Source organism: Paenibacillus sp. 01T424, assembly GCF_056398745.1.
Genome location: NZ_JBFTPZ010000016.1, coordinates 18028 through 44039, shown reverse-complemented (window position 1 = coordinate 44039; position 26012 = coordinate 18028). Strand labels below are relative to the sequence as shown.

Here is a 26012-nt window from a genome sequence, read left to right as displayed (position 1 = left end):
AGAAATTCATTTATTAATGAAAAGCTATAATTTCGTTATGCCTAACCAGCTTCGTGCAAGGCGTTCTGCACGCTCGCTAACCCATTCAACCGTCGCTAGTCTTGATTCCTGCTGAGCGATTTCGCGAAATTGTTCAGACATCAACTCGCTTGCTATCGCGTCTTTCACTTTCTCATAGGATTGGAGAATTCGCTCTCCTTTAGAAATGCAATACAGTAGATGCAGCTCTCCGTTCTCTTCGAAAATATCGCTCAATTGATCTGCCTGGATACGCTCTGCTTGCTGAACCGCTATTGGACTCTCTAGAGCCGCGGTACGACGAGTTGCACTCGTTAAGCTTGCATCCATCACCTCTATCCCAAGCTGCTTGGCAGAATCGATGAAGCCTGCTTGGTCTACGGCTGCTTTTTTCAACTGTTCCATAATGCGGAGAGCCTCGTTCTTATTACGCAAAGCGGCTCCATCTCCATAGGGCAGCACCGCCCATTTAAGCTTTACATGCCCCGGGAGCGAATACTTCGTCTGTTTATCCATTTCGTATGCCTGTTTTACTTTGTCATCTGGAACAGAGAGCTTGCCGCTTTTTTGCATTGCTTCAAGTGTCGCGCTTTCCAAATTGCTCATGTAATAGCTGTAATAAGCTTCGATTTCGAAGGAAGTGGGTCCATATACGATTTCACCGTCTGCCGCAGCCTTGCTGCGCCTGCTATTCTCAGCTTCCATCCCGCTAAGAAACGATTCGTAGCTGCCATCCACAGCAATCCCACTCTTCTTCGCCAGCTGCTGCAAAGCTATCGTTTTCGTCAGCTCCGCTTTAGCTTCCTCAATTAACCTCAGCAAAGGCATTTCGCCGGAGTAGGAAGTCGTCCAGAACTGATCTGTATATTCAGCTCCGTAGGTTTGCGCGAAATAATCAGCTACGAGCGCTTTTTTCAACCCTAAATACATTTCGATTTGTTCTGCTGAAGCTGCATGGCCGTTAACGATTAAGGGTTCGGAAGCAATGCTCGATCGTTTTTGTGAAGCGCCGACCAAGAAGAAAACCGCTGTAAGCGTTATCAATAATAACAAAATGAAAACTTGCTTTTGTTTCGCACGCAGCCCCTTTATCGTTTGATCCTTCTGCTTCCCCACGACATCCATTCTCCTTCCACACCACTTGTTGTCCTTTGCCATTCGCAGAGGCTCCGCCGCTGCCCTATTGATTGTAAATCCCCAAGGCTGACTGCCCTTGGGGATTTAGAGTTCACCGAAAACTTCCGATGCTTATTGCACTTTATCGAGATAGTCCTTTTGGAAATCGGCAGCTGCTTTCTCAAGCAGTGCTTTCGGATCTGCATTCTTGTTCGTTAATACAGCTTGGATAGCCACATCAAGCGTTTTGTAAAGCTCTTGCGCATTGACTGGCACCTCAGGGCGAAGACCAGCCGAACCATTCGTCATGTAATCATTGAACATATCCATATTTACATTGGTGTATTTATCAAGAATTGCTTGCTCCGCTTTAATACGATCCTCGTTCACCCATACGCGAAGTCCGTGCGGGCCCACGATTAAACCTTGCTCGTTAGCTGTTTTGGATTGCGTTTCAAGTCCAAGCAGCGATTCTTCACTCGTTTGCGGCGAGAAGCCCTTCACATCCAGCCATTTGAAGGCTGAGTCCAATTGCTCAGGCGTCGCATCCGGCGCAAACATGTATAGTCCGCCGCCTAGAAGCGTCGCATTTCCTTTTGGTCCTGTCGGCAGTGCCGACATAGCCAGGTTATCTTTTGGCATTTTCATATTTTGAACGATCGCATTACCCCAATCGGATATGCCAAAGCTCATCGCCACTTGCTCTGTTCCGAACATTTGGAATAAATCAGTACCGACATCAACTAGATTGTTTGCAGGAAGCACGTCATATTTCCATTTCAAATCCTTTACGTATTGAAGCGCTTCAGCAGCCTCTGGGGAATTAAATACAGCTTTCCATTTGCCATCTACCTGCTGTTCAAAATCAGCGCCATATGCCCAGGCGATATTCATGAACATCCAGCCGCCTTGATTGTTTTTGGTTGGGAAGAAAAAGCCGGACTTTCCTGTTTTCTCTTTGATCGTTTTAGCGGTTTGCGCAAGCTCCTCATAGGTTTTCGGGAAATTTGGCACCCCTTTGTCATCTACAAGGCCTGCTTGCTTGAACAGGTTTACGTTGTACATAAGGCCCATCACGTATCCGTCTTTTGGAATGCCGTAATATTTGCCGTCTTTTTGCACCAGCTTGAGCAAATCTGGGTTAAGCGCTTTGTCGAACTCATTTTTAGTCATAATATCCGTAATATCAGCGGCATAATTTGCCTTGATAATTTTGTCTGCTTCAGTAAAAAAGGTTTCATACACGGTAGGAAGCTCACCGCTTGCCGCTTTCGGAAGGAACGAGCTTACATCATAGCCCCATTCATCCTTATCCACTGTAATAAGCGGATATTTCTCTTTCATCTTGGCAACATAATCGGTGTAAATTTTGACCTGAGCTTCCTCATTCGGCTTCGGCCAGTTGCTGACCTTGATCGTTGTAGGCTTCGCTTCGGAAGGCGCTTCCGTCGCTGGATTATTTTCGCCGCTATTGCTGCTTGCCGTCGGCTCCACAGCATTATTGCCGCTATTTTTGCCGCAGCCTGCAATAACGAGAACAAACACGCACAACATAATAAACGTAAGCTGCCAAGTGTTTCTTTTTTTCAAATTCATTTGTAATCCCCCAGCCTTCTATTTGGAATGATGACTTTACGAGCTTTTGAAGCGCTTTCTTATTTGCCGGCAACTAAATGCTATCATACTCATTATCGCATTCAGTAGGGCACAAATCTGCGAAACAGTTTAATATTCTGCGCGCTTCCTTAACCTTTGATGCTTCCGGCAATCGAATAGCCTTGCATAATATATCGCTGGAAGACTAGAAATAGTAGAACCGGCGGAACGATGGCAAACGTTAATCCAAGGAACTGGATATCTGCAGGCAGCGTAGCTTTCAAGTTAAAAATAGCAACGATGACCGTCCACTGCGACTGGTCTTTCAGAATCATATACGGCCAGAAAAAGTCATTCCATACGCCGTTGATCGTTAAGATCGAGATCGTGATGAGCACAGGTCCACTCAAAGGCAAAATAATCCGCAAAAAAATGCTTAGCTTGGAAGCTCCGTCAATATGGGCTGATTCGACCAAGGAAGCTGGAATCGTGTCGAAAAAGTTTTTGAAAATAAGAATGACAACGGGATTGACCGCCGCCAAAAACCATAAAGGCCAATACGTATTCGTAAAGTTAATATGAAACAGTGGAAAATCGACAATATTGCCGAACAAAGGAACAATTCCGACTGTACTCGGCAGCAGCACTGTCCAAAGAATGAGCAAAAAGAAAAAGGCGCTTCCTTTTGGCTTCAGCTTGGAGAAAAAGTAACCTGCCAATCCATTAAACAACACCGTAAATACAAGCGTTCCGATCGTCACATAAGACGTATTCAAATAATAACGCATAAACTTGAACTCATTCCATGTGTCCCAAAGCTTCTCGATGTGAAACGACCGCGGAATAATGGTAGGCGGAATTTCGTAAAACTCCTTCACATCCTTGAAGCTGGACAAAATAACCCAGACAGGAGGCAGAAGGCATACGAGTGAAATGATCGTCATGATCGCAAAAAATAGCCAATACATAATTTTAACCTTAGGTATTTTGTATTCCAGATCCCCAATAATTCCTGATGATTTAGCCGTTTTCATTTACTCACTCCTTACTCCTTGTCCCATTTTTTCTGCAATTTGAAATAGTAGACGGTCATAACCATCAAAATCATAAAGGTAATGACGCCGAGTGCCACCGAATGACCCGCCTCGAAATATCGGAAGGCATAGAAGTAGCTTTGCAGCTGCAGAGTCATAGACGCATTATTAGGGCCGCCCTCTGTCAAAACGAGAGGCTCATTAAAAATTTGGAAAACGCCGCTAATTTGTAAGATCAGCGTTAAGCCGATTAAAGGTGAAATCTGCGGAAGCGTAATGTTCCAAAATTTTCGCCATATGCCTGCTCCATCAATTGAAGCCGCCTCATACAGCTCACTATTCACACCCTGTAAACTGGCTAGAAATAGAAGCGTTGTTGCCCCGAAGCTTCTCCAAGTGATCGTGAGCACAATTGTAATAATCGTCAAGCTTGGGTCCTGCAGCCACCCCTGCGGATGAATGCCGACCATGCCTATTATTTTATTGACCAAACCGTTCTCGCTCGGCTCAAAGAGGAACATCCACAGCATCGATGCTGCAATTCCCGGAATCATGCTTGGGAAAAAAGCCGAAAACCGAAAAAAAGAGCTCCAATGCCGCATTTCATTAATCATGACAGCAACGACGATCGGAATCACGAATCCAATAACAAGAGACCAAAAAACGTACATAAACGTATTGATCAAGGTTTGCTGGAATACCGAATTGGTAATGACATCGATATAATTTTGCAGCCCGATAAATGACTCTGCTTTAAATCCCTTTGTCTTAAAAAAGGATAACCAAATGCCTGACAATAACGGCTGCCATGAAAAGAAAAAGAAAAAAAGCAGCGTGGGAATAATTAAAAGCCACGAGGACCATTCCTTCATCCAATACATAAAAAAAGTCGATTTTTTCTGCTTAGGAGTATACGTGGGTGTACCGGCGTTTACGCTCATGTTGGCTTCCTTTCCTAAATGATGTATTTAATTAAAATGATAACGCTTCCTTGCAAAGAGCAACATCCTTCAACCCTGCGAAATGGTTTGACATGATGTGAAATATAAGCGCCGATTGCTTCTAACGTTGTTCTCCCTTCTTCATGGCAATCGCTGCTTTAGCTCATGGTAGCACAGTAAAAAGATTTGCCAGTAGGTTGTTATCCTGCGAAAGGGTGGATTATTCTGTCGGAACCTTCCATGGCACTGACGAAATAAGGACGATATATTATAATAAAATGGATCGACAACAATGGGTTATGGGGGAGTCGGACACCATGTTGAAAGCGCTTATCGTCGACGACGAATATTTAGTTCGCACAGGATTCCGCGAGACCATCGATTGGGCCGAATATGGGGTAGAGATTATTGGAGATGCAAGCAATGGCGTGGAAGGGCTGGAGCTCGCACTGCTTCATCAGCCCGATGTCATTGTGACTGATGTGCGTATGCCTTATATGAACGGGCTGGAGTTTTTGGAGAAAATAAAAGAGCATAATCTGCATTGCGGCGTTATTGTGCTCAGTGGATACGATGAATTTCAATATGCCCAGGAGGCGCTTCGCCATGGCGCAGCCAGTTATCTGCTTAAGCCGGTAAATATCGATGAGCTGGCAGAAACGGTCCAGCAAATTGGGCGGCAAACGATTGAAAAACGAGCAAACCGCATGCAATTTCAAAAATATAAAAAAGAAGAGAACGCCATCTCCTCGCAATTTTGGCTTGATTTATTTTACGGGCGACTCTCTGACACCAATTTGATTCAGGAGAAATATGATTGGCTGAGTATCGCGATTGCGCCTGAGAATAATCTGATTGCTGCTGTCATCTCTATCATTCCAGACACCGTTACAGCGATAGATTTTGTTGATCAATCCAAATGGTCGGCAATTGAACAGCAAATTCGCCAGATCTTAAACAACCATTCAGTGAGCACTATAGCTGTTTTGCAAAGTGCACCGACAGAATGGACAGTCATCGCGGCTTCGAGCCTGCCAATCACCGATTTTGCTTCCACCATGTACACTTTTGGTTACGCTGTCATTAAAGAAATAAAAGACTCCGCCGGCTTCCAATTGACGGTAGGCTTCACTGAAGCAGCTAACCGCTATGCGGGCATACACACTGCGTTTGTGAAAGCGCGTGAGGCGGCACGCAAATCCATCTCTGGATTAGGCGGCGTTTTATTTGAATCAGAAAATGAACGTTCAGGCTCAAGACGCGAGGTTCGGGACGCGCTCGCCTATATTAGACTTCATTATGCAGATAACATTACAGCCGACATGGTTGCCGAGAAGGTTCATGTCAGCCCAACTCATCTGATGCATTTGTTTAGGAAGGATCTGAACAAAACGTTTTATGAGTGCCTGACGGAATATCGCATCGATGAGGCTAAGCGTCTGCTGCGCTACTCCTCCTATCGCGTTTATGAGGTCGGTCTGCATGTTGGCTTCGGCGATTCCAAATATTTCAGCCAAATTTTCCGCAAAATGACCGGGATGTCTCCTAGCGAATATGCCAAATATCAACAATAAGCAGGATCGCAGCGACAAGTCGTCCTCTATTTTGCGTAAAATGAACATTAGAACCCGAATCGTCTTTGTCATCATCGCCGGATTGACGCTGCATCTCACTTTGATGCTGGGTGTGTTCAATATTTACGCTCACACGTATCTCAAAAACAATTTGTACAATCACATTGGCAATATTCAAAAAGAGATCGGACTCAGCTTAGAGCTGATCGTCGATGATATCCAAATGCTTTCGCTCCGTTTCCTCGTCAATACAGACATTTACCGCCTAATCGGCGACTTGTCCATTGCAGAGGATGAGAAAAAAACGCGTATTCGTTCGCTGATGGAAGGCATCGTCGCCAAAAACGAGCTGATCGGCGACGTGGTGATCATTACAAATGAAGGCACCCGTTACCGATATGTCGCCGATACAGAAATTTTTGAAGATCCGGATGACCTGCTGCTATCCAAAATCGAGGAGTCTATTTTACCTGTTATCGGTAAGGTGAAGCATAACGCTAAAGGTGACGCCTATATCGTTTTCGGACAAAAATATCGCAATTTCAATACTGGCCAAAACATTGGTACGATTCTCGTCTATGTGAAGGAATCTTCGCTGTTTAATCTTTATAAGCCAGCGTTTGAGGGGCTAGGCTATTCCTATATTGCCTCGGTCACTAATGAAGTGATTTCACATCCGGATAAACGGGTGGTCGGCAATACTCTTCTGGAATCGGATTCGTTCCATCCCGGAGAAACGGCAGGTTATCGAAACGTATCATCGGGGCATGAAAACTATATTTTGAGCACGTATCCGCTGAGCGACCGCCTGAACCGATTCGGCGTCAGCTGGAAGCTTGTTTCCGTTGTATCGCGGCCACAATTGTTTGCAGCGATTACGGAAGGAAACCGCAACGCGCTATATTTCGCTTTGCTCGTTTTTGTTGGTCTCTTAGCTCTATCTTTTTATTTGGCATCCAAAATTACGGAGCCTGTCTTCAATCTGACAAAGAAGCTGGGTGCGATAGGAAAGTCCGGGCTGCAGCTCATGAATGATCGAAATAAACCGAGCGACGAAATCAGTGAGCTTGAAAACAGCTATTACACGATGATCGACCGAATCAACAACCTCATTCACGAAAACAATGAGGAAAAGGAAAAGCAGCGAGTGATGGAGCTAACCGCTTTGCAATCGCAAATCAATCCGCATTTTTTGTACAATACGCTCGATGCGATCACTTGGACGGCCAGGCTGAAAAAACAACCTGAAATCGAGAGAATGATTTCTGCGTTAGCGACCTTCTTCCGAATCAGCCTGCATAAAGGGGACAAGCATATTCCCGTTGAGGAAGAGATTCGGCTGGTAAAAAGCTTTGTAACCGTTGAGCTGATGCGTTTTCCAGACAAATATGATGTCACCTACGATATCCCAGAGCCGCTTCGGAAAATTCGCATCTTGAAGCTTATTCTTCAGCCATTAGTGGAGAACGCCATTAAACATGGCATGAGTGAGAAACAAGGAAAAGGATTAGTCGAGGTTAAAAGCTGGCGAGACGAAACCTATCTGTATTTTGAAATTAAGGATGACGGGGTAGGGTTCAAAAGCAAATCCAACATTCAAAGCACCGACAAAAATGTGTTGTTTCAAAGCGGTTACGGCCTCAGAAACGTTGACGAGAGGATTAAACTCGAATATGGCAAGGAATCGGGGCTCACGATAACGAGCGAACCCGGAAAAGGAACGACTGCCCTTATTCGGATTCGCCTCAGCCTAGATCAAATCTCATGATGTCTGCGCATTTTTTTGTACAAATCCTTTAATGGATCTAGAATGCTGCGAGACAGCCGCTTAATCAGTATAAAAAATAGTGCCAAAATAAAAGCGCCAACTCCGATTAGCGTATTTCTTAGCAGTCGGAGTTCGCTTTTGATCGGCTCACCTGAGATCAGAATCGCGATTCGATCATCAGAATGATACAAGCGATATAACAAAACAATGCCTTCTTCCGTCTGATTGATCGTCATTTCCTCATTCGCTTCTTCTTGTGTATCCTCCTGCAGCGTTTCCCAAATCACATCGTTAGGCTCTTCCTGCAAGCCATTTGCATTCAAAATCGCATGATCATGCGTAATAATATAGGTAGGATGACGGCCATACAATTCAGGATCGTCGGCATGATAGAAGCTGCTCATCTTTTTCAAATCCACATTCATGAGAAGCAGGCCTGTGATCTTCTCGTTTGTATCGATGATTTTGGCCACATAAACCAGCTTTCTGCGTGGATCTGTGTTCTTGTACACGAGCGAGCTCGAAGCTTGAACAATCCATTCGGACGTTAAATCTGAGCTTAAAAACTTCGTATATTCGGGAAGCTTCTGGGTCTCCTGGAACGAGCGTATCGCCGATACGTTGCTTGATGCGTACACGCTGCCGCTATTCCCGTACATCACCATATCTAAAATATAGAGGTTGGATGAAATCATGCCGTCCAATATCGGCGTAATGGTATTGTCATATTCGCTGCTTGTGAGGGAAGCATGAACGGCTGTATTGTTTGTCACCAAACTAGCCATTTCCTCCATCCATTTCATAAACAGCTGGGCGTTTTTGTGCTGTTGGCCTGTATATTGAAGGGAAAGCTGACGCTGCATTTCCGAGCTTTTGTTCTCCATGGTCCGAAATACGAGCATGCTGGACAAGATTACATATAAAACAATGACCGATAGCAAAATAATTTTCATTTTCTTATCAAGCGATCTGAACACCGTATCCCCTCGTTCCCAGTTGTCCTTATTTCTATTTTAACGCAAGCTATAATGAAGCGCTTTCTTTTATTGCCCATCGATAGTACCATACAAGCTGCTTATAAAAAAGCCGTTAAAGCTGCGAAATGGTTTGCAATCGCAGGATCGAAGGATAAACGAAAAAAACTCCCGACTATCTCAGGAGTTCATTCGCAGATTGTGAGCAGACCGCTATAACGTTTCAACTAGTGCTTGCGCAGCTTCTTCGATATGCGATTGCCCGCTGACTGCATCAGCTGTACGAGTAAAATAAGAATAATGACACAAACGTACATCACGTCGGGCTCCCAGCGCTGGTAGCCGTACCTAATCGCCACATCGCCTAAACCGCCTGCGCCAAGTACACCCGCCATCGCTGTTGCGCCGATTAATCCAATCGTTGCGATGGTTAAACCAAGCACAATCCCCGGTCTTGCTTCCTTCAAAATAACCCGCCAAATGATTTGCCGGCGCGAGGCTCCCATCGCTTGAAATGCTTCAATAACACCGGTATTCACCTCCAGCAAAGCCGATTCGATAAGCCTCGCAATATAAGGCGCGGTATAAAAGACAAGCGGCACGATTGCCCCTTTCACCCCGATTGTTGTATGCACAATCCATTTCGTAATGGGAATGATCGCTATTAAAATAATGATAAACGGGACAGACCGCAGCACATTGATGACTGCGTTTAACAGATGATAAAGCACCTTGTTCTCATAAATATGATTTGGGCGAAGCACGACTAGGCAAATGCCCAGAAACAAGCCAATAATAGTGGAGAAAAACAAGGAATAGACAACCATCGCCGCTGTTTCCCCTAGCGCTTCTGTGTATAGATCATGGTTCTCGGCTAGGCTTCTGAAGAAGCTATCCAGCATGCTTAAGCACCTCCACCTGCATTCCGTTTTGTACCATGTATGCAATTCCTTCTTCTATGGCAGTCGATTCGCCCGGCAAACTAATTAAGAGAAAACCAAAAACGGTATCTTTAATTTTCGTTATATTCCCGTACAAAATGCTTGGCCGAAGCTGATAGCGCAGCGTCAAATCTGCGAGTATAGGCTCGCTTACCGTATCTCCAATGAAGGAAATGCGAAGCAGATGTTTTGGCTCTGCAGGGTGGTTGGCTTTGTAAAGCAGCTCCTGCGGCAAATCCGCATCAAACACGCTTTTCGTAAATTTTTTGGTCGTATCCGTTTGCGGTTTCGTAAACAGCTCCAAAATAGAGCCCTGCTCTACAATGATGCCGTTCTCCATAACGGCTGCTCGATCACATATCTTTTTCAACACATACATCTCATGGGTAATCAATACAATCGTAATTCCATAGGAACGATGAATGTCGAGCAGCAAATGCAAGATCGAATCGGTCGTCTGCGGATCAAGTGCCGATGTCGCTTCATCGCATAACAAGATTTCCGGCTCGTTGGCAAGCGCCCTTGCAATCGCCACACGCTGCTTCTGTCCTCCAGACAATTGAGCGGGGTAGCTGTCACGTTTATCCTCAAGATCCACAAGCTTCAGAAGCTCACTTACCCTTGCTTCAATTTGTTTTTTGGGGACACCTGCAAGCACGAGCGGAGAAGCTATATTCTCATAGACGGTACTCGACATAAGCAAGTTGAAATTTTGAAAAATCATCCCGATTTTCCGCCGCATAATGCGCAGCTCCTGCTCGTTAAGCGATGCCAGATCCGTGTCATTTATACGTATACTGCCAGCAGTCGGCCGCTCCAAATAGTTGATGCAGCGCAGAAGCGTGCTTTTGCCTGCTCCGCTGTAGCCGATAATGCCGAAAATTTCCCCTTTACGAATATGCAGATTCGCGTCCTTAATTGCATGGATGTTCTGTTTGCCCTGTTGATACGTTTTGCTGACATTTTCGATCCAGATCACTGTACAACCCCGCCTCTGCTAAAATGTTAAAAAGGTCTCTTCATCTAAGAAGAGACCAAGGTCTATTTTCGAGTTACCAAGATGCGACAATGTACGTGCCGTATTTTTCTTCTACGAATTTCTTGACTTGGTCGGAATGATAAGCCTTAATCAATCTTTGGAATACCGGCTTATCCTTGTCCTCGGTTCTTACTGCAATAATATTTACCCAAGGAGAATCCTTTGGCTCAATAAAAATGGCATCCTTCGTTGGCACAAAACCCGCTTCTACCGCATAGTTGGTGTTGATTACTGCCGCCGTCAGATCGCCAAGCGCTTTCGGAATGAATGCTGCATCCAGCTCCTCAAATTTCAATTTGAGCTTGTTTTCTGCGATGTCGCGAACAGTCGCTTTAATGCCAACGCCTTCTTTAAGCTTAATCAGTCCAGCGTTTTCAAATAGAATCAACGCGCGTGCGCCATTCGTCGGATCATTAGGCAGGCCGATAACATCGCCTTCCTTTATTTCAGAAACGTCTTTGATTTTTTTGGAGTAGAAGCCGATTGGAAAATTAAGCGTGTTCGCGATCTTCACCAAATCAAGGTTGTTATCCTTCTTGAATTGATCGAGATACGGCTCATGCTGGAATGCATTGGCATCAAGCTCGCCTTCCGCCAGCACTTTATTCGGCTGTACATAGTCATTGAATACAACAAGCTCAATATCGAGGTTATCCTTTGCCGCAACTTCCTGCACCTGTTTCCAAATCTCTTCCTCAACGCCTGCCGAAATACCTACCTTAAGCTTCGCGTTCTCTCCTTCTCCCTCTGCACCGCTCAATTCTGATTTGTTGCCGCACGCGGCAAGCACAGCGGTTAATACCAGTGTCAGCATAATCAATACGATCTTTTGTTTCATATGATCTCCCCTGCTTCCTATTTGTTTTTCAAGCTGATTACATGTCTAGAAAAACAGAAAAGCTCTTATTCCACGATGCCGGCTGTTTGCGCCGTTCCGTGAAATAAGAGCTTTTAGTCGTCTAATCAGCTCGATTTCTTATAATTCCGATGAGCTTACTATAGATTATATTTATTGCTTCTGTCAACGATTTTATTTGTCATTCAAGCGCTAGATCTTCCATGGATGACCAATTCCAACGAAGAACGGCTGCCGCTCGGTTATTGCCCCACGCTGCAGCCGCGCTAGCCATCTTACGATTTAGCCAGCACCTCATCCTTAATCCGCTGTACAACCTCAGCAATCGCTAGTGATCCGAGATCACCTTCGCCTCTTTTCCTGATGGCAACGCTGCCCGCGTTTTTCTCACTTTCACCGAGTACCAATGTGTAAGGCACCTTTTCAAGGCCAGCCTCGCGAATTTTATAACCCAGCTTCTCATTCCGTGTATCCACTTTAGTGCGAATGCCCGCTTCAGCGAGTGCTTCCTTCACCTGCAAGGCATAATCGATATATTTCTCCGAGACAGGCAGCAGCTTAACCTGAACAGGTGCGAGCCATAATGGGAATGCTCCTGAATAATGCTCTGTCAATATACCGATAAAACGATCAATCGATCCATATACCGCACGATGAATAACGACAGGGCGATGCTTCTGGTTGTCTTCGCCAATATAGGACAAATCAAATTTCTCAGGCATTTGGAAATCAAGCTGAATCGTGCCGCATTGCCAGCTCCGCTTCAAAGCATCGAGGATATGAAAGTCGATTTTTGGCCCATAAAATGCACCGTCGCCCTCATTTACGCGATATTGAATATTGCGGCTGTCCAGTACGCTGCGCAGTGATTGCTCCGCTTGATCCCATAGCTCCTCGGAACCCATTGAGTCCTCTGGTCTAGTCGACAGCTCAATTTTGAAATCAAAACCGAATACGCCGTAGATATGGTCGATCAATGCGATCGCATGGCTGATCTCTGCTTCAATCTGATCAGGCCGCACGAATATATGAGCATCATCCTGGCAAAACGTACGCACCCGCATCATGCCGTTCAGAGCACCCGAGTACTCATGGCGATGAACCTGGCCAAATTCCGACATCCGAATCGGAAGCTCTCTATACGAATGCAGACTGTTTTTGAAAATCAGCATATGCCCCGGGCAGTTCATCGGTTTTAGCGCATAAGCCGTGTCATCCACATTTGTAAAATACATATTGTCCTTATAATGATCCCAGTGACCCGATTGCTCCCACATCCGCTGGTTCATCATAAATGGCGTGCGTACTTCCTCATAATCCCGCTGCCACTGCTTCTCGCGAATCAGGCTCTCCAGCTCCGTACGAATTGTCATGCCGTTCGGCAGGTAGAACGGCATGCCCGGCGCCTCTTCTGAGAACATGAACAGCTCCAATTCCTTGCCCAGCTTGCGGTGATCACGCTTCTTCGCTTCCTCCAGCAGGTGCAAATGCTCATCAAGCTGCGCCTTTTTCGGGAACGACGTGCCATATATGCGCTGCAGCATTTTGTTGTCCGAATTGCCACGCCAGTAAGCGCCTGCTACACTTAGCAGCTTGAACGCCTTGATGCGTCCTGTGGAAGGTAAATGAGGACCGCGGCAAAGGTCAACAAACTCGCCTTGCTCATACAGCGAAATAATGGAATCGTCCGGCAAATCACGAATTAACTCCAGCTTGAGCGGCTCTTCCTCCTGTGCGAATAAAGCTGTCGCTTCCTCGCGACTCACTTCACGACGCGTAATAGGCAGGTTTTCTTGAATAACCTTGCTCATCTCCGCTTCTATCGCAGCAAGATCATCTGTAGACAACGGCTTCTCGATATCAATGTCATAGTAGAAGCCATCCTCAATAACAGGACCAATCCCAAGCTTCACAGTCTTTTCCCCATAGATACGCTTTATGGCTTGTGCCATCACATGCGCTGTACTGTGACGGTAAATCGCTAAACCATCAGCACCATCAAGCGTTATAATTTCAACGCTGCTGCTTGCTAGGATGGGCTCGTTCAGATCGACGAGCCTGCCATCGACTTTTCCCGCGACTGCATTTTTGCCAAGGCCAGTACTGATTGATTCCGCCAATTGCGCGGCGGTTGTCCCCCGTGGATACTCCTTAACTGTTCCATCCGGTAATGTAATTGCAATACTCATCATGCAGCCTCCGATCGAATGTAGTTGAACGCAAAAAAAACACATCTCTCCCACCAAGGGACGAGTGCGTTCAGCTCGTGGTTCCACCCTCATTCGATCTGCTGCTTTATATGACTGGCTATCCGCCAGACTTAAAGTTACAGCAAGATCCTTATTGAGCACCCGGTAACGAGGATGAATCGGTGTTATTTACAATCGCTTTGTGCAAACAGCGGGTTCAATAACACGGCTACAAAGGGGTAATTACACAATCGGTTGCTGGAGAAGCTCTCAGCCTTAGCCTCTCTCTCTGGACAGCTCGTATAAGGTAATCATGTCTTTGGTCAAAGCCTATTTATGGGTAAATTGTAATTCGAATGTTCCAATAAGTCAACTGCAGCCAAGTATTCATGGAAATAAGCATAATTTTTAGCATTTTTATTCGATCATTTTAGACGTGCCCAGTCACTTCCACATGCACCATCGGACAAAATATGCTTTAATATACCAAAGGAGCGTGATTCAATGGACATCAAATCGTTTCTATTTCCAAAAAACGAGGTCTCATACCTCATGACATCCTCTAATATGAAAGAAGCCATAGATAAATTAGAGGCTAGCCACTATACAGCCATTCCGATCTTGGACGACAATGGCTTATATTTCGGAACACTTTCCGAAGGGGATTTGTTATGGAAGTTGAAAGCCACACCCGGCCTCACCTTCGATACAATGCACGAAATTCCTGTCGTCTCCATCAAAAAACGGATGAAAGTCGAATGTGTCGCGATCAACGCCGATTTGGACGATATGCTGGCGCTGGCGGCCGATCAGAACTTCGTTCCCGTCGTAGACATCGATCGTGTCTTTCTTGGTATTATTCGCCGCAAAGATATCATCGAATACTATACCCGAAATATTTCTGATTAATTGGAAAAGCCAGATCATGCAAATCAAGAAGGCTGCCGTCGCCGGCAGCCTTTTATGATGAATTAGTGGTGAACACGCTTAAATGCTTTGTTTGGATAACGCTTCAAAATACGCTGCAACGACCTCACGAAATTCCAGAGCAGCTCGCGAAATATACCGATTCCTATGCCATAATAGCGCTATCTCCCGTACTAATTCGTGATTCTCTATTTGGAGATAATGGATTTGTTCCCGCGAATTCCTTGCCGTGCTGGGTATGAAGGCTATACCTATTTCGGCCTCTACAAGCATGCTAAGCCTTGCAGGTTCATCCCCCTCATACACATATTTTGGTACAAATCCAATCGATTCGCATAAAGAGTCCACTAAATCGCGCGTACCGTAACCTTTTTTCACTCCGACAAACCATTCATCCCTTAGCTCTGCCAAAGATACGCTGCTTCGATCTGCCAGCCGATGCCCCTTTGGAACAGCTACAAGGATCGGGTCGATAAACACGATTTGACATTCGATATCATCCCCTTCTATAGGAGGCGAGGACAAGCAAAAATCCACTTCTCCTCTATCCAGAAGCGTAACCATTTCCTGTGTGGTGAGCATTTGCACATGAAATTGAATATCAGGACGTTTTTTCCGAAACTCACGAAGGATATTGGGCAATTTGCTTGCAGTGGTCACTGCTAATTTGAGCGTGCTATGTTCCGGGCTGGATAAATCGCTAAGCTCCTGCTTCCCCTGCTCCAATTCAAACAATGCCCTTTCTGCACGGCGGAGGAATAGGCTGCCATACTCATTCAATCGCAAATTCCTCCCTATTCGATCGAATAAGGGAACCCCTAAATCCTCCTCCAAGCGCCCAATCGTTTTGCTTAGTGAAGACTGAGTAACGTGCAGATTGCGTGCAGCTTCGGTCATATGCTCCAAACGAGCTACCGTAAGAAAATATTGCAGTTGAAGAAGTTCCATTTTGCGCCCCCATTCATTCCCTCAAGTCAATGAGATTATAGCATCAAATGCGTTGGAATGAATAAATGATTTCAAGTACGATGACATTAATACGATTTGGGGGCGATTCAAAAATGAGTGTTCGCAGCAGGTGGTTAATGATCTCCGTTGGTCTAGGAATACTATTGAACCCATTAAATTCTTCGATGGTTTCAGTTGCTATTCCACGTCTGCAGCATGTATTCCAACTTGATTTTACAAGTGTTTCTTGGATTATTTTTTCCTTTTACATTGCAAGCAGCATCGCTCAGCCTATTATGGGAAAGGCCAGCGATTTATTCGGGCGCAGGAAGATCTTTCTTGCCGGCCTTGTTGTAGCCTTCGTTGCGTCATTACTAGCTCCGCTGTCACCAAACTTCGGATGGCTCATAGTGTTCCGCATTGTGCAAGCCATTGGAACAAGCATGATGGTTGCCGTTGGAATGGCTATTGTACGCATTCATATTACAGAGAAACAAGCGACTGCGCTGTCTGTTTTGTCCATCTTTCTATCGGGAGCGGCAGCCATAGGACCCTTTATTGGCGGGATCTTGATTCATTCGTGGGATTGGACGGCTATCTTTTTCGTCAATATTCCATTTGCGATAGCTAGCTTTCTATTAGCATGGAGAACTATTCCTATCGATGAACCGCAAATGCACGCTGCAAAGGACATGTCTTTTCGTATGTGGTTTGATTTGATAGATGCGTCAGGAATCCTGCTCTTTACAGTAGGTCTGGTTGCCCTGCTCGCTTCATTGCTCTCAGCCAAATCATCTGGACATGTCTCATTCAGAAATGTCGTTGCCTTGCTGGTCGGACTTGCTGCACTTGGGGCATTCGTTCGACATGAGTTAAAAGCGGCGTCACCTTTTATTCCACTGCGCACATTCGCCAAATATCCTGCGATGACTTGGGTTAATGTAGAATTCATGCTCGTTAACGTATTATATTACTCGCTCTTTTTCGGGCTACCATCCTACTTGCAAATGGTACGCCATGTCAGTGAGTTCCAAACCGGGATTCTCATGCTAAGCTTAGGCTTATGCTCGCTAGTTACTTCTCCAATCGCAGGACGATGGATCGATAAATCAGGACCAAGACCAGCATTGCTGGTATCTGCCATACTCATGACACTTGGGTCAGTGTGGCTCGTCACATTGAATCAAAATTCACCGGTTATTAGCGTATGTCTAGCTTTGGCTGCATTCGGTATTAGCAACGGGCTGAACAATGTAGGGATGCAAGCATCCTTGTTCCAAAGCTCTCCAAAAGAAATAATCGGTGTAGCATCCGGATTATTTAATACATCCAGATACTTTGGAACCATCCTCTCCTCATTGTTGATAGGTATCGTTATGGGCGATACGTTCAGCTTCGAGGGATTTCATGTGCTTGGAATTATCCTCACGGTCATTGCGTTGTCTTTGGTATTCCTGAACCGGCGGCGCCGGGACTCAATTCGATACGGAATCCATTAATTCGAAGAAATATTTTGATTCATGAGTCTGATAAAGCTTAAACCAAGCCTGTAATGTATTTGGCGCAAAAACATCCAACAACTGCAGTACATGCATCGTAAATTCCAGCGGGGCTATACCTGATGCAGTAACTAAGTTTCCATCTGTTACTGCAGGCTCCGTTTCATAATATTTTTCTCCCGTATAATTAGGACAAACCATTTTCAAATATTCGAGATCGTTGCTTGTATGTCTTCTTGAGTCGAGCGCTCCCATCTTTGCAAGTCCCATTGTAGCGCCACAAATCGCTGCAACTACTGTTCCTTCTTCTAATGCTTTTGAAGCTTTTTTCAATATAGGCTCGTGAATGGGTTCCATCCAAGTATCTCCGCCTGGAAGAACGAGTACATCCATACTTTCCAAACTACACTCTTCAATAGAAATAGCAGGCAGTATTTTCAATCCTCCCATTGTAGTAATAGGATTTTTATCAGCACCTACTGCAATGACCTCTAAAGACGCTAACTCCTTTTTAAAATATCTCCCTGAGTTAAGCTCAGCAGTTAAATAACCTACTTCCCAATCTGCCATCGTATCAAAAACATAAAGATATACTTTTTTTGTCTGCATAATAAACACTCCTTTTGTAATATCTGAATACCCCTATTATAAAAAAACTTCACTGACATCCTCCGTCAGTGAAGTTTTTTAAATTTGATAGAAATCAATTAAACGGTTGAAGAGCGCTCATGCAGGAAATCAGATGGAGAGCTGCCAACAATGCGCTTGAATATACGGTAAAAATACGAAACATCGTTATATCCTAAATAGTCGGCGATTTCACTAATCATCAGCTGCGATTCGGTCAGCATGTAGATCGCCGTCTTCATTCGCTGATTGTGTACATATTCGCTGATCGTCTGGTTCGTAACCGCCTTAAATAAAGTAGCCGCATAATTCGGTGTCGTATTAATGACATCCCCCAGCTCCTCCTTCGTCACCCTCTCGCGATAATGCGTCGAAATATATTGCTTCATGCTGTCAACACGCCGATGCTTGTCCGAGGAAATCATTCCGCGATCCTTCTCTTGATTGAGATAGACCAGCGCTTCCGTAAGCAGCGCCTCTGCCATGAGTTCATAATAAGGCGGTTTCTCCTTGTATTGTGTCCAAACTCCCCGCAGCCTCTCTTGTATCACTTCAAAGCGCCCGAGCCGTTGCTTTAACGGCTCCTCCAGCTGAAGCAGAGGGAGGCTGCACTCGGAAACGATTTTGCAAAAATTGACCACATACTTCGTGTGGACGACCGTTGGAATGCTTTTCCCATAGTATGGAATATGCCCCGGTATAAGGAGCAAATCTCCTTTTTCCAAAATCACCTTCTCCTCGTTCACCCAATATACACATTTCCCATAAGTCACTAACGAGAGATGAAAGGATAACATGCGCCCCTCACCTTCCTCGTACCAATCCGCCCCGTTGTCCTGATGCACATCCATAATTGCCAGCATAATGAACGCTCCTTAGAACCGTACTATTGTACATTCATTGTACTATAGTTCTTATCTCCTTTCGACTTTTCACGTTACAATGAAAAAAATAAGGAGGCCTACAACATGCTAAAAACAAAAATTATTTGTACAATGGGGCCCGCTTGCGACTCCGTTTCGACGATTAAAGAAATGATCCAAGCAGGGATGACTGTTGGTAGACTGAATATGGCTCACGGCGAATTAGAAGATCACGTTATGCGAATGAACAATATACGGCAGGCTGCACGCGAGCTGAACACTTTTGTTCCCATTATGATGGATATTAAAGGTCCTGAGGTGCGGATCGGCAAGCTGAAGGAAGCGTCCTGCGAGCTGGTTATCGGTGAAGATTTGATTCTCACGACGGAGGATGTACTCGGCGATGCAACTCGTCTTCCTGTAAACTATTCCGAGCTTCCGCTTGTCGTAAAAACAGGCGACCGGATTCTCATTGATGATGGACTTGTTGATCTGACGGTATTGTCGGTTGAAGGTAACGATATTCGTTGCAAAATCGTGAGCGGCGGCATATTGAAACCTCGCAAAGGCGTTAACCTGCCAGGCATCAAAACGACGCTGCCAGGCGTAACGGAGCGCGATGTCGTGCATATTCATTTTGGCATCAAACATAATGTTGAGATCATTGCTGCTTCCTTTGTAAGAAAAGCAGAGGACATCTTGGAAATCCGCAACATTCTTGAAGAAGCAAATGCAAGCCATGTACAAATCATTTCCAAAATTGAGAACGCTGAGGGCATGCAAAACCTTGATGCAATTATCGAAGCATCCGATGGCATTATGGTCGCGCGTGGTGATCTAGGCGTTGAGGTACCGATCGAAGACGTGCCGATGATGCAGCGTGAGATGATCAACAAATGTAATCTTGTAGGCAAGCCGGTTATTGTTGCTACACATATGCTCGAATCGATGCAGGTTAACCCGCGTCCAACTCGGGCTGAAGTAAGCGACGTAGCCAATGCGGTTATTCAAGGCGCTGACGTCGTGATGCTCTCCGGCGAGACAGCTGCTGGAAAATACCCTATCCCATCCGTACGGACAATGGCTTCCATCGCAAGAAAAGCGGAATCCATGATCGATTATAAAGAGCAATTCGATAAAAAGAGATCGCAGCAAAGCACGAACATTACGGAGGTAATTAGCCAAGGTGTCGTTAGCTCCTCGCTTGAGCTGAGCGCCAAAGCAATCCTTACTTCAACGGAAAGCGGCTTTACTGCTCGCATGGTATCCAAGTACCGTCCGATGTCACCAATTATCGCAATTACGCAGCATGATCATGTGCTTCCAAAAATTTGCTTGCTCTCCGGCGTTATTCCGGTTAAAGGCGATGCAGTAACAACAACAGACGAAATGTTCGAGTCCGCTATCCGCAATGCCAAGCTGACTGGACTTATTGATACAGGCGATATTATCGTGCTTTCCGCTGGCGTGCCAATCGGCCAAGCCGGGGCGACCAATCTTATCAAAGTAGCACAAGTATAAGTAAGTATTTCGCCAAAAATGGCATGATATCAAAAAGCTGCGCCGTCCGAGGACGATGCAGCTTTTTACTCATATAAATGCAGCCCGAATGACTCAACATAATGATCTTTCATGAAGCTTTCACAAATGACATGCTTTCCTATGCCTTTTGGAGCATATTATAATAATAACAACACATCGTTTCTACACTTAGGAGGGAATGGGTATGAAAAAAGAACATACCGTTCATTTCAAAATTATGCATGGCTCGGCAACCAAGACGCTAACCGGACTCATGTACCTAGAAGAAAACACAAAACCAACTGTTCAAGATTATCAAGAAGTCCTGAAACAATGCGGACATGATGTACATATCGAGAATGAAGAGCAGTTTATTTTCCGCTCCAACAACCCAGCAGACGATTATTTGATCGACGTTCTTGAAAACTATAAGAAAAACGACAAAGATCTACATGCTGACCATCTCGCACAAAGCTTTGTAAAAAAGACGCCATTCCTATAGAAATATTACTAGAATAGGAGCAGAAAGGCTGTTTCGGGTCAAATGACCTCATGAAACAGCCTTTTTTTATCGTACAAAATAAACTGTTTACGACTTTGACAGCTGCTAAAGTACCTATTCCTTAATAAGGCTTTGGAAATATTTTCATGTTGAATTGGTTGTGTTATGCTTCTTCTAGGATTATAAAAGCTTAGAGTCAGCATGAAGCTATACCGTTCATGATCCATGAAAGTTGGTGATTCGTGAGTACAAATGAAAGTATCACCTTAGTTGTCATTACCCTCATTTCCGTGCCGCTTTTCCTGCTTGCCTTCATCGTCATTCGGCAATCGTTTAAGGATACTCGGGAAACTAAATTTATTTTGAAATATGGCGAATCCTTTGACGCGACTGTGAGCTCCATACAAAAAACCAATACGGAGATTAACGGTCATCCTGAGGTTTTTATCGGATTAACGATTCCAAGAGAGCATGCAGATCCTTATCGCGCCATCATTAAAACCGCCATTTATATGGTTAATATTCCTCAGTATCAGCCTGGCCGTAAAGTAAAGGTGAAGGTGCTGGAGACTAACGGCAAAATTAAGGTCGCCTTGGAAGGCGCACATGTATTTTAACTTCCATGAAATAAGAAAGAGCGCCGCAATCGGCGCTCTTTCTTATTGTACTGCAGCTGCCTTTCGTTTCCGCAGCAATAGCGTAAGTGGGATAGAGCAGATAATAATAATCGTCCCCAGATGGAAAACATCCTGAACGCTAAGCGACAGCGCAATGGTTTTGGACGATACTCCGTCCTCCAAATGAGCAATCGTCTGCGCAGAGAGGATCGTGCTGAACAAACTAATCGATAACGCTGATGTCCCCTGCCTGATCCAGTTCATCACCGCAGAGGCATGACCTGAATTGACGCTTGGTACGGCAGACATCGCAGCGTTCGTCACGGGCATGTTGCTGAAGCCAATCCCCATATAACGAATAGCCACCCATACCGTAATAAATGCCGCGCTTGTCGCCACATTCGCATGGCTAAGCTCCCATGTGGCTAATCCCATTAGCAGCAAACCGATGAAGATTAGCCTCGATGGTCCTATTTTGCCATAAAGCCTGCCTACTGCAAGCGAGATTAATACCATCGCAAGTGTACCTGGAAGCATAACCATCCCGGTAGTAAAGCTCGACTCCCCTTTAATATTTTGCATGAAGATCGGAACGAGTAACGTGCCTGCATATAAGGAAATCGTTATACAGCAGTTTAGAATGACTCCGTAAGTAAACCTCGGTATCTTCAGTACTCGCAGATTTAATAAAGGATTGCTTACTCGCAGAGTCCTTACCACAAAATAAGCAAGCACGACTAAACCAGCAGCGATCATTCCGAGTGTTTGCCAGCCCGCCCAGCCCCAATTATGCGCCTCGCTAAATGCGACCAGCAATGCGCTTGTTCCGATGAGAACTGCGCCAAACCCGATCCAATCCAGCTTAATCCCGGTGCTTAATCGATAATTAGGAATGTACTTCGCGGCAATAAGCACAGCAATAATGCCAATCGGAATGTTCATTAGAAATAATGATTTCCAGCCGTAAATTTCAGCAAGCCATCCGCCTATCGTCGGCCCAAGCGCAGGAGCAAGCATCGCTGATACGCTCCAGAAGCTGACGGCAACAGCCTGTTTTGATTTCTCAATGGTCTGGTAAATGATTGTCATCGTTGTGGGCATAATAATTCCGCTGAAGAATCCTTGCAAAATCCGAAACGCAATAAGAGATTCAATACTCCAGGCGAAGGTACAAAGCGCAGACGTTATAGTAAAACCGGCTAGTGCGATCACATATAATTTTTTGTAGCTCCATTTATCACCCATAAAACCGATAATCGGAGCAATAATACCTGTTGCCATCATAAAACCGGATAACATCCATTGCACCGTGTTTAAACTGGCATGAAAATCATCCATAAAGATAGGCAACGCCACATTTATCGTAGTTGTACTCAAAGAGGCCATGAAGTTGCCGAAAAAAACGGCAATCATAATGGTCCAAAATGACGAAGCTGCTTTTTGCGAGGTATCCACATTCATGCTCCTATTCCTGTAATTGATCTAAAGCTTTCTGTACCCGCTTCTCTGTTTCGGTAAGTTCTTCTTTAAACTGCTCCATACGTTTAATTTTCATGTCGATCATCGTTTTTTCCTTATGGAGCACCTGTGATATTTCGAAAAGCTTCAATTTTCGCGCTTCGCGATCCTCACTCGTACGATATTCACTTTTCTGCTGCTCAATGAGCGATTGAAACTCCATATACTGCTGAAGCTCTGCAAGCGAGAAGCCGAGCACCTCTTTTACGAGCAGTATTTTGTTGATTTTCTCTATATTTTCCTCTGAATATAACCGAATACCGCCTTGCGTCCGCTCCGGTGCAGAGATTAAGCCAAAATCCTCATAATACCGAATGGCGCGTTTCGTTAATCCAGTACGCTTGGCTACTTCTTCAATTTTTAGCAAATCCAATGTCGAGCACCTCCGAATTTTCTACAATAAGCATACTCCTAGTGACAGTTAACGTCAACGTTAACTTTTGAGAGAGCAATAGTGATGGAGCAGAAGCTTTGCAAATAACTTGCCGTTCATAAGCAAAAAAACAATCTGAAACATAACTACATGTTCCAGACTGTTTTTTGATCTCAGTTATATCGATGACTTGAAAACGCCATGCGGCAAGCAAGCGTGAACGCCTTTAATGCCATTCACAATTTGAGTAATCTTTAAGTCAACAACCGAGCTTCCAAGTGCGATCGCTTCCACTCGGTTTAAACCATATAATTCACCCATAAGATCAAGCATCCCATCCAGCGCCTCGACGGTGGCTTCATTTAAGTCTTCATGAAAACCAAACRTAATCCACCCTGAAGGCGTATTCGCTCTAGGATTCGTCAAATCGATGTCTTCCTTCACCGTTATCGTTACGTCAACTATATCCATTGGAGACTCAATCGCCTGACAGCTAATCTCCCCATCGCCTTGACGAGCGTGGCCATCTCCTATGGATAAATAACCTCCGTCTACAGAGATCGGCAAATATAATGTGCTTCCTTTGACAAGCTCCTTGCAATCGATATTGCCGCCGCAGGCGCGAGGAGGAAAAGTGGAATGAATACCTGGACTATCCGGGGGCATCCCAATCACGCCCATAAAGGGTTGTAGCTCTACCGTAAACGATTTGTCATTAATGAGACAGGTTCCCCTCATCCATTCCTTGTCTAGTTTCCAATCGAGGGAAATCTCTTTATATTCGGTTAGCTTTAGCTTTTGATTTTGCCAATTTGGATATTGGCCTGCTGCTGTAAAGCCGTATGATCCTGGAATGATATCATTAAATCTAATCTCAAGGGTCATTCCTTTTTTTGCTTCTTTGATAAAGAAGGGACCAATTAAAGCATGCCCACTATCGATATCCTGTCTTCTTGAAAAAGGTTTATATCTATCTTGATTGCTTGTACCCGTACCCCAACCTGCATCCAGCGTTTGAAAACGAATGGAATCACCTGATTCGATCGTAAGCAGCGGAGTCACTTCTGTTGTAAACGAGCCAATTAGGGAGCCTTGCGCCAATTCAATTTCGTGAACGGTCATGAATGATCCCTCCAAAAAAGCTAAATTGCCTTTCAAATTTATATTACCATAATTGGAAAATTAATAGTTATATGAAGTGAGTCCATCTCAATTTAGCTCATTGTTTGTCCTAACGGTTGGAACCTCCCCCATGGACTACATACAGTAAGATAGTATTATAAAATCGTTCTTTATCATAAGAAGAACGATTTTTTTTATTTTACAATAGAAGTAAGGCTAAGCGGGATGAAGATCATGCGCTTGCCAATATCTTTTTGATTTGAATAGGAGTGTGAACCAAAATACAGATATAGATTAATGATGTGTATGTTTTAGTGTTACAACCATTTAGGAAGTCCAAAGCATGACGGAGCAGAAAAAAAGTTTAAAAATAGCGGTTATTGGAGGCGGTTCCTCATACATTCCTTAGATTATTGAGATTTTTATTAATAAATATGATGAAATGCCCATTCGTGGGCTGTGACTAGTTGATAGTGAAGAAGGCCGCCATAGACTGGATATTGTTTATGGTAGATGAATAAAAAGGATGGAATCTATTGAATATATTGTTGGCCTTTTGCGCTGTTCTGATGTTCATTATTCAGACGTTAGCTTTGAAACAAATGAGAAGCACGAATAACAATGAGGGATTATCCTCCTTTTTCAAACGGAGTTCGGCTTATACGGCGATAATTGCTATTGGCTTTTTTGTATCATGGCTCATGTCAGATTTGAATGGCATCCATACCGCTACGCTTGTGCTTGGAGTGTTTTATGGGCTTGTTTTTGTACTTACTGTTTTGTTCTATTCCTGCGCTATGAATACGGGACCGTTATCTTACTCTGCTTTTTATTTCTCAGCAAGCCTTCTTCTGCCTGTTGTTGCAAGTGTTGTACTTTGGAATGAACCGATGACCGGCATGAAATTTATGGGTATTGCTCTTTTTATCCTATCCTTCTATTTCATCAATGTGTTTGGAAGCAAAGGGCACGAAGCAGCAGGAATGAAATGGTTAGTTTATTGTCTTCTTGCCTTTATTTTAAATGGTACCTTGCCAATCATCATGAAATGGCAGCAGACGTTACTTGAGGGGCATGAGCTGATTCCCTTTATGTGTGTAGGATTTGGATCGGCGTTCTTATTTTCACTTTGCGGTATTCTTTTCACTGGGGGATTCCAAAGACAAAGCAAGCCAATTCCTACTGTACGACAGCTTCGTATTTTGACACTGTACATTGTAGCCATAGCAGGATCAACCGGTACTGGAAATGCGATAATAACGTATTTGTCAGGACGAATGTCAGGTCTTCATTTGTTTCCGCTCGTCAATGGAAGTATGATTGTGCTTCTAACGATCCTCTCCGCTGTTTTATTTAAAGAGAAAATGTCTCGTGGCGGCATCATCGGAATAGGCATTGGCTTGCTCGCCATCGTGTTTGTGAATATGTAAATAATAGTTATTGACAATC

Annotated in this window: 23 protein-coding genes; 8 read left to right on the top strand and 15 right to left on the bottom strand. The window is 44.5% G+C overall.

Annotation, left to right across the window (positions count from 1 at the left end):
- Positions 1 to 24 precede the first annotated feature (24 nt).
- From AC1DPK_RS14390 to AC1DPK_RS14375, 4 genes are all read right to left on the bottom strand, one after another.
- The gene (locus AC1DPK_RS14390; protein WP_477510737.1) at positions 25 to 1176 is read right to left on the bottom strand and encodes a hypothetical protein; all 1152 of its coding nucleotides are present in this window, start codon (positions 1174 to 1176) and stop codon (positions 25 to 27) included.
- Positions 1177 to 1266: 90 nt separating this feature from the next.
- The gene (locus tag AC1DPK_RS14385; RefSeq protein WP_441959118.1) at positions 1267 to 2730 is read right to left on the bottom strand and encodes an ABC transporter substrate-binding protein; all 1464 of its coding nucleotides are present in this window, start codon (positions 2728 to 2730) and stop codon (positions 1267 to 1269) included.
- 149 nt (positions 2731 to 2879) lie between these two features.
- On the bottom strand, positions 2880 to 3764 hold the full coding sequence (locus AC1DPK_RS14380; RefSeq protein ID WP_477510736.1) for a carbohydrate ABC transporter permease: 885 nt from the start codon (positions 3762 to 3764) through the stop codon (positions 2880 to 2882).
- 11 nt (positions 3765 to 3775) lie between these two features.
- Positions 3776 to 4705 carry a carbohydrate ABC transporter permease gene (locus tag AC1DPK_RS14375; protein WP_477510735.1) on the bottom strand — a complete coding sequence of 310 codons (930 nt, stop codon included), beginning with the start codon at positions 4703 to 4705 and terminating at the stop codon, positions 3776 to 3778.
- Between the two features lie 317 nt (positions 4706 to 5022).
- On the opposite strand from AC1DPK_RS14375, the gene AC1DPK_RS14370 reads away from it, so the two are divergent.
- Both AC1DPK_RS14370 and AC1DPK_RS14365 read left to right on the top strand, forming a co-directional pair.
- Positions 5023 to 6279 carry a response regulator transcription factor gene (locus AC1DPK_RS14370; protein WP_477510734.1) on the top strand — a complete coding sequence of 419 codons (1257 nt, stop codon included), beginning with the start codon at positions 5023 to 5025 and terminating at the stop codon, positions 6277 to 6279.
- Positions 6260 to 8047, top strand: a complete 1788-nt coding sequence (locus AC1DPK_RS14365; RefSeq protein WP_477510733.1) for a sensor histidine kinase — start codon at positions 6260 to 6262, stop codon at positions 8045 to 8047. Before AC1DPK_RS14370 ends, AC1DPK_RS14365 begins: the two co-directional genes overlap by 20 nt.
- Here AC1DPK_RS14365 and AC1DPK_RS14360 read toward each other — a convergent pair.
- The 5 genes from AC1DPK_RS14360 to thrS form a co-directional block, all read right to left on the bottom strand.
- Positions 8035 to 9024, bottom strand: a complete 990-nt coding sequence (locus tag AC1DPK_RS14360; RefSeq protein WP_477510732.1) for a cache domain-containing protein — start codon at positions 9022 to 9024, stop codon at positions 8035 to 8037. The genes AC1DPK_RS14365 and AC1DPK_RS14360 overlap by 13 nt on opposite strands.
- A 224-nt stretch (positions 9025 to 9248) precedes the next feature.
- On the bottom strand, positions 9249 to 9923 hold the full coding sequence (locus AC1DPK_RS14355) for a methionine ABC transporter permease (RefSeq protein ID WP_477510731.1): 675 nt from the start codon (positions 9921 to 9923) through the stop codon (positions 9249 to 9251).
- Complete coding sequence (locus AC1DPK_RS14350; protein ID WP_477510730.1) at positions 9913 to 10941, bottom strand: methionine ABC transporter ATP-binding protein; 1029 nt, start codon at positions 10939 to 10941, stop codon at positions 9913 to 9915. The genes AC1DPK_RS14355 and AC1DPK_RS14350 overlap by 11 nt, the downstream gene beginning before the upstream one ends.
- A gap of 73 nt (positions 10942 to 11014) precedes the next feature.
- Positions 11015 to 11839 carry a MetQ/NlpA family ABC transporter substrate-binding protein gene (locus AC1DPK_RS14345; protein ID WP_477510729.1) on the bottom strand — a complete coding sequence of 275 codons (825 nt, stop codon included), beginning with the start codon at positions 11837 to 11839 and terminating at the stop codon, positions 11015 to 11017.
- A gap of 293 nt (positions 11840 to 12132) precedes the next feature.
- Complete coding sequence (thrS, locus tag AC1DPK_RS14340; RefSeq protein ID WP_477510786.1) at positions 12133 to 14046, bottom strand: threonine--tRNA ligase; 1914 nt, start codon at positions 14044 to 14046, stop codon at positions 12133 to 12135.
- A 504-nt stretch (positions 14047 to 14550) separates the two neighbouring features.
- On the opposite strand from thrS, the gene AC1DPK_RS14335 reads away from it, so the two are divergent.
- Entirely contained in the window at positions 14551 to 14955 is a 405-nt protein-coding gene (locus AC1DPK_RS14335; protein WP_441881104.1) for a CBS domain-containing protein, read from the top strand.
- Between the two features lie 78 nt (positions 14956 to 15033).
- Here the strand turns inward: AC1DPK_RS14335 and AC1DPK_RS14330 are convergent, their stop codons facing one another.
- A complete protein-coding gene (locus AC1DPK_RS14330; protein ID WP_441881105.1) occupies positions 15034 to 15921 on the bottom strand; it encodes a LysR family transcriptional regulator in 888 nt (295 codons plus the stop codon).
- A gap of 113 nt (positions 15922 to 16034) precedes the next feature.
- On the opposite strand from AC1DPK_RS14330, the gene AC1DPK_RS14325 reads away from it, so the two are divergent.
- Entirely contained in the window at positions 16035 to 17420 is a 1386-nt protein-coding gene (locus AC1DPK_RS14325) for an MFS transporter (RefSeq protein WP_477510728.1), read from the top strand.
- On the opposite strand, the gene AC1DPK_RS14320 is transcribed toward AC1DPK_RS14325, so the two are convergent.
- Both AC1DPK_RS14320 and AC1DPK_RS14315 read right to left on the bottom strand, forming a co-directional pair.
- Positions 17397 to 18029, bottom strand: a complete 633-nt coding sequence (locus AC1DPK_RS14320) for a type 1 glutamine amidotransferase family protein (protein ID WP_477510727.1) — start codon at positions 18027 to 18029, stop codon at positions 17397 to 17399. The two genes, AC1DPK_RS14325 and AC1DPK_RS14320, sit on opposite strands and share 24 nt — an antisense overlap.
- Before the next feature lie 98 nt (positions 18030 to 18127).
- A complete protein-coding gene (locus tag AC1DPK_RS14315; protein ID WP_477510726.1) occupies positions 18128 to 18910 on the bottom strand; it encodes an AraC family transcriptional regulator in 783 nt (260 codons plus the stop codon).
- 105 nt (positions 18911 to 19015) lie between these two features.
- Here AC1DPK_RS14315 and pyk point away from each other — a divergent pair, with 105 nt between their 5' ends.
- The 3 genes from pyk (at position 19016) to AC1DPK_RS14300 (ending at position 21550) form a co-directional block, all read left to right on the top strand.
- Positions 19016 to 20431, top strand: coding sequence for a pyruvate kinase (pyk, locus tag AC1DPK_RS14310; RefSeq protein WP_477510725.1), 1416 nt, complete (start codon positions 19016 to 19018; stop codon positions 20429 to 20431).
- Between the two features lie 205 nt (positions 20432 to 20636).
- On the top strand, positions 20637 to 20933 hold the full coding sequence (locus AC1DPK_RS14305) for a hypothetical protein (RefSeq protein ID WP_076268563.1): 297 nt from the start codon (positions 20637 to 20639) through the stop codon (positions 20931 to 20933).
- A gap of 242 nt (positions 20934 to 21175) precedes the next feature.
- Complete coding sequence (locus AC1DPK_RS14300) at positions 21176 to 21550, top strand: hypothetical protein (RefSeq protein WP_477510724.1); 375 nt, start codon at positions 21176 to 21178, stop codon at positions 21548 to 21550.
- A gap of 42 nt (positions 21551 to 21592) precedes the next feature.
- On the opposite strand, the gene AC1DPK_RS14295 is transcribed toward AC1DPK_RS14300, so the two are convergent.
- The 3 genes from AC1DPK_RS14295 to AC1DPK_RS14285 all read right to left on the bottom strand — a co-directional run bounded on the left by AC1DPK_RS14295 (position 21593) and on the right by AC1DPK_RS14285 (position 24563).
- A complete protein-coding gene (locus tag AC1DPK_RS14295) occupies positions 21593 to 23005 on the bottom strand; it encodes an MDR family MFS transporter (RefSeq protein WP_477510723.1) in 1413 nt (470 codons plus the stop codon).
- 10 nt (positions 23006 to 23015) lie between these two features.
- Positions 23016 to 23441: a MerR family transcriptional regulator gene (locus tag AC1DPK_RS14290; RefSeq protein WP_339206240.1), complete on the bottom strand. Its 426-nt coding sequence runs from the start codon at positions 23439 to 23441 to the stop codon at positions 23016 to 23018.
- Positions 23442 to 23618: 177 nt separating this feature from the next.
- Complete coding sequence (locus AC1DPK_RS14285) at positions 23619 to 24563, bottom strand: acetamidase/formamidase family protein (RefSeq protein ID WP_477510722.1); 945 nt, start codon at positions 24561 to 24563, stop codon at positions 23619 to 23621.
- 536 nt (positions 24564 to 25099) lie between these two features.
- Here AC1DPK_RS14285 and AC1DPK_RS14280 point away from each other — a divergent pair.
- A complete protein-coding gene (locus tag AC1DPK_RS14280; RefSeq protein ID WP_441881111.1) occupies positions 25100 to 25993 on the top strand; it encodes a hypothetical protein in 894 nt (297 codons plus the stop codon).
- The last annotated feature ends 19 nt before the right edge of the window (positions 25994 to 26012 follow it).

Excerpts from the sequence above, each read along its gene's own strand:
- thrS (WP_477510786.1), bottom strand. The coding sequence starts at position 14,046 with ATGAGTATTGCAATTACATTACCGGATGGAACAGTTAAGGAGTATCCA.
- AC1DPK_RS14325 (WP_477510728.1), top strand. The coding sequence starts at position 16,035 with ATGAGTGTTCGCAGCAGGTGGTTAATGATCTCCGTTGGTCTAGGAATA.
- AC1DPK_RS14370 (WP_477510734.1), top strand. The coding sequence starts at position 5,023 with ATGTTGAAAGCGCTTATCGTCGACGACGAATATTTAGTTCGCACAGGA.
- AC1DPK_RS14375 (WP_477510735.1), bottom strand. The coding sequence starts at position 4,705 with ATGAGCGTAAACGCCGGTACACCCACGTATACTCCTAAGCAGAAAAAA.
- AC1DPK_RS14315 (WP_477510726.1), bottom strand. The coding sequence starts at position 18,910 with ATGCTGGCAATTATGGATGTGCATCAGGACAACGGGGCGGATTGGTAC.
- AC1DPK_RS14390 (WP_477510737.1), bottom strand. The coding sequence starts at position 1,176 with ATGGCAAAGGACAACAAGTGGTGTGGAAGGAGAATGGATGTCGTGGGG.
- AC1DPK_RS14305 (WP_076268563.1), top strand. The coding sequence starts at position 20,637 with ATGAAAAAAGAACATACCGTTCATTTCAAAATTATGCATGGCTCGGCA.
- AC1DPK_RS14385 (WP_441959118.1), bottom strand. The coding sequence starts at position 2,730 with ATGAATTTGAAAAAAAGAAACACTTGGCAGCTTACGTTTATTATGTTG.
- AC1DPK_RS14335 (WP_441881104.1), top strand. The coding sequence starts at position 14,551 with ATGGACATCAAATCGTTTCTATTTCCAAAAAACGAGGTCTCATACCTC.
- AC1DPK_RS14355 (WP_477510731.1), bottom strand. The coding sequence starts at position 9,923 with ATGCTGGATAGCTTCTTCAGAAGCCTAGCCGAGAACCATGATCTATAC.
- pyk (WP_477510725.1), top strand. The coding sequence starts at position 19,016 with ATGCTAAAAACAAAAATTATTTGTACAATGGGGCCCGCTTGCGACTCC.
- AC1DPK_RS14345 (WP_477510729.1), bottom strand. The coding sequence starts at position 11,839 with ATGAAACAAAAGATCGTATTGATTATGCTGACACTGGTATTAACCGCT.
- AC1DPK_RS14380 (WP_477510736.1), bottom strand. The coding sequence starts at position 3,764 with ATGAAAACGGCTAAATCATCAGGAATTATTGGGGATCTGGAATACAAA.
- AC1DPK_RS14365 (WP_477510733.1), top strand. The coding sequence starts at position 6,260 with ATGCCAAATATCAACAATAAGCAGGATCGCAGCGACAAGTCGTCCTCT.
- AC1DPK_RS14330 (WP_441881105.1), bottom strand. The coding sequence starts at position 15,921 with ATGGAACTTCTTCAACTGCAATATTTTCTTACGGTAGCTCGTTTGGAG.
- AC1DPK_RS14320 (WP_477510727.1), bottom strand. The coding sequence starts at position 18,029 with ATGCAGACAAAAAAAGTATATCTTTATGTTTTTGATACGATGGCAGAT.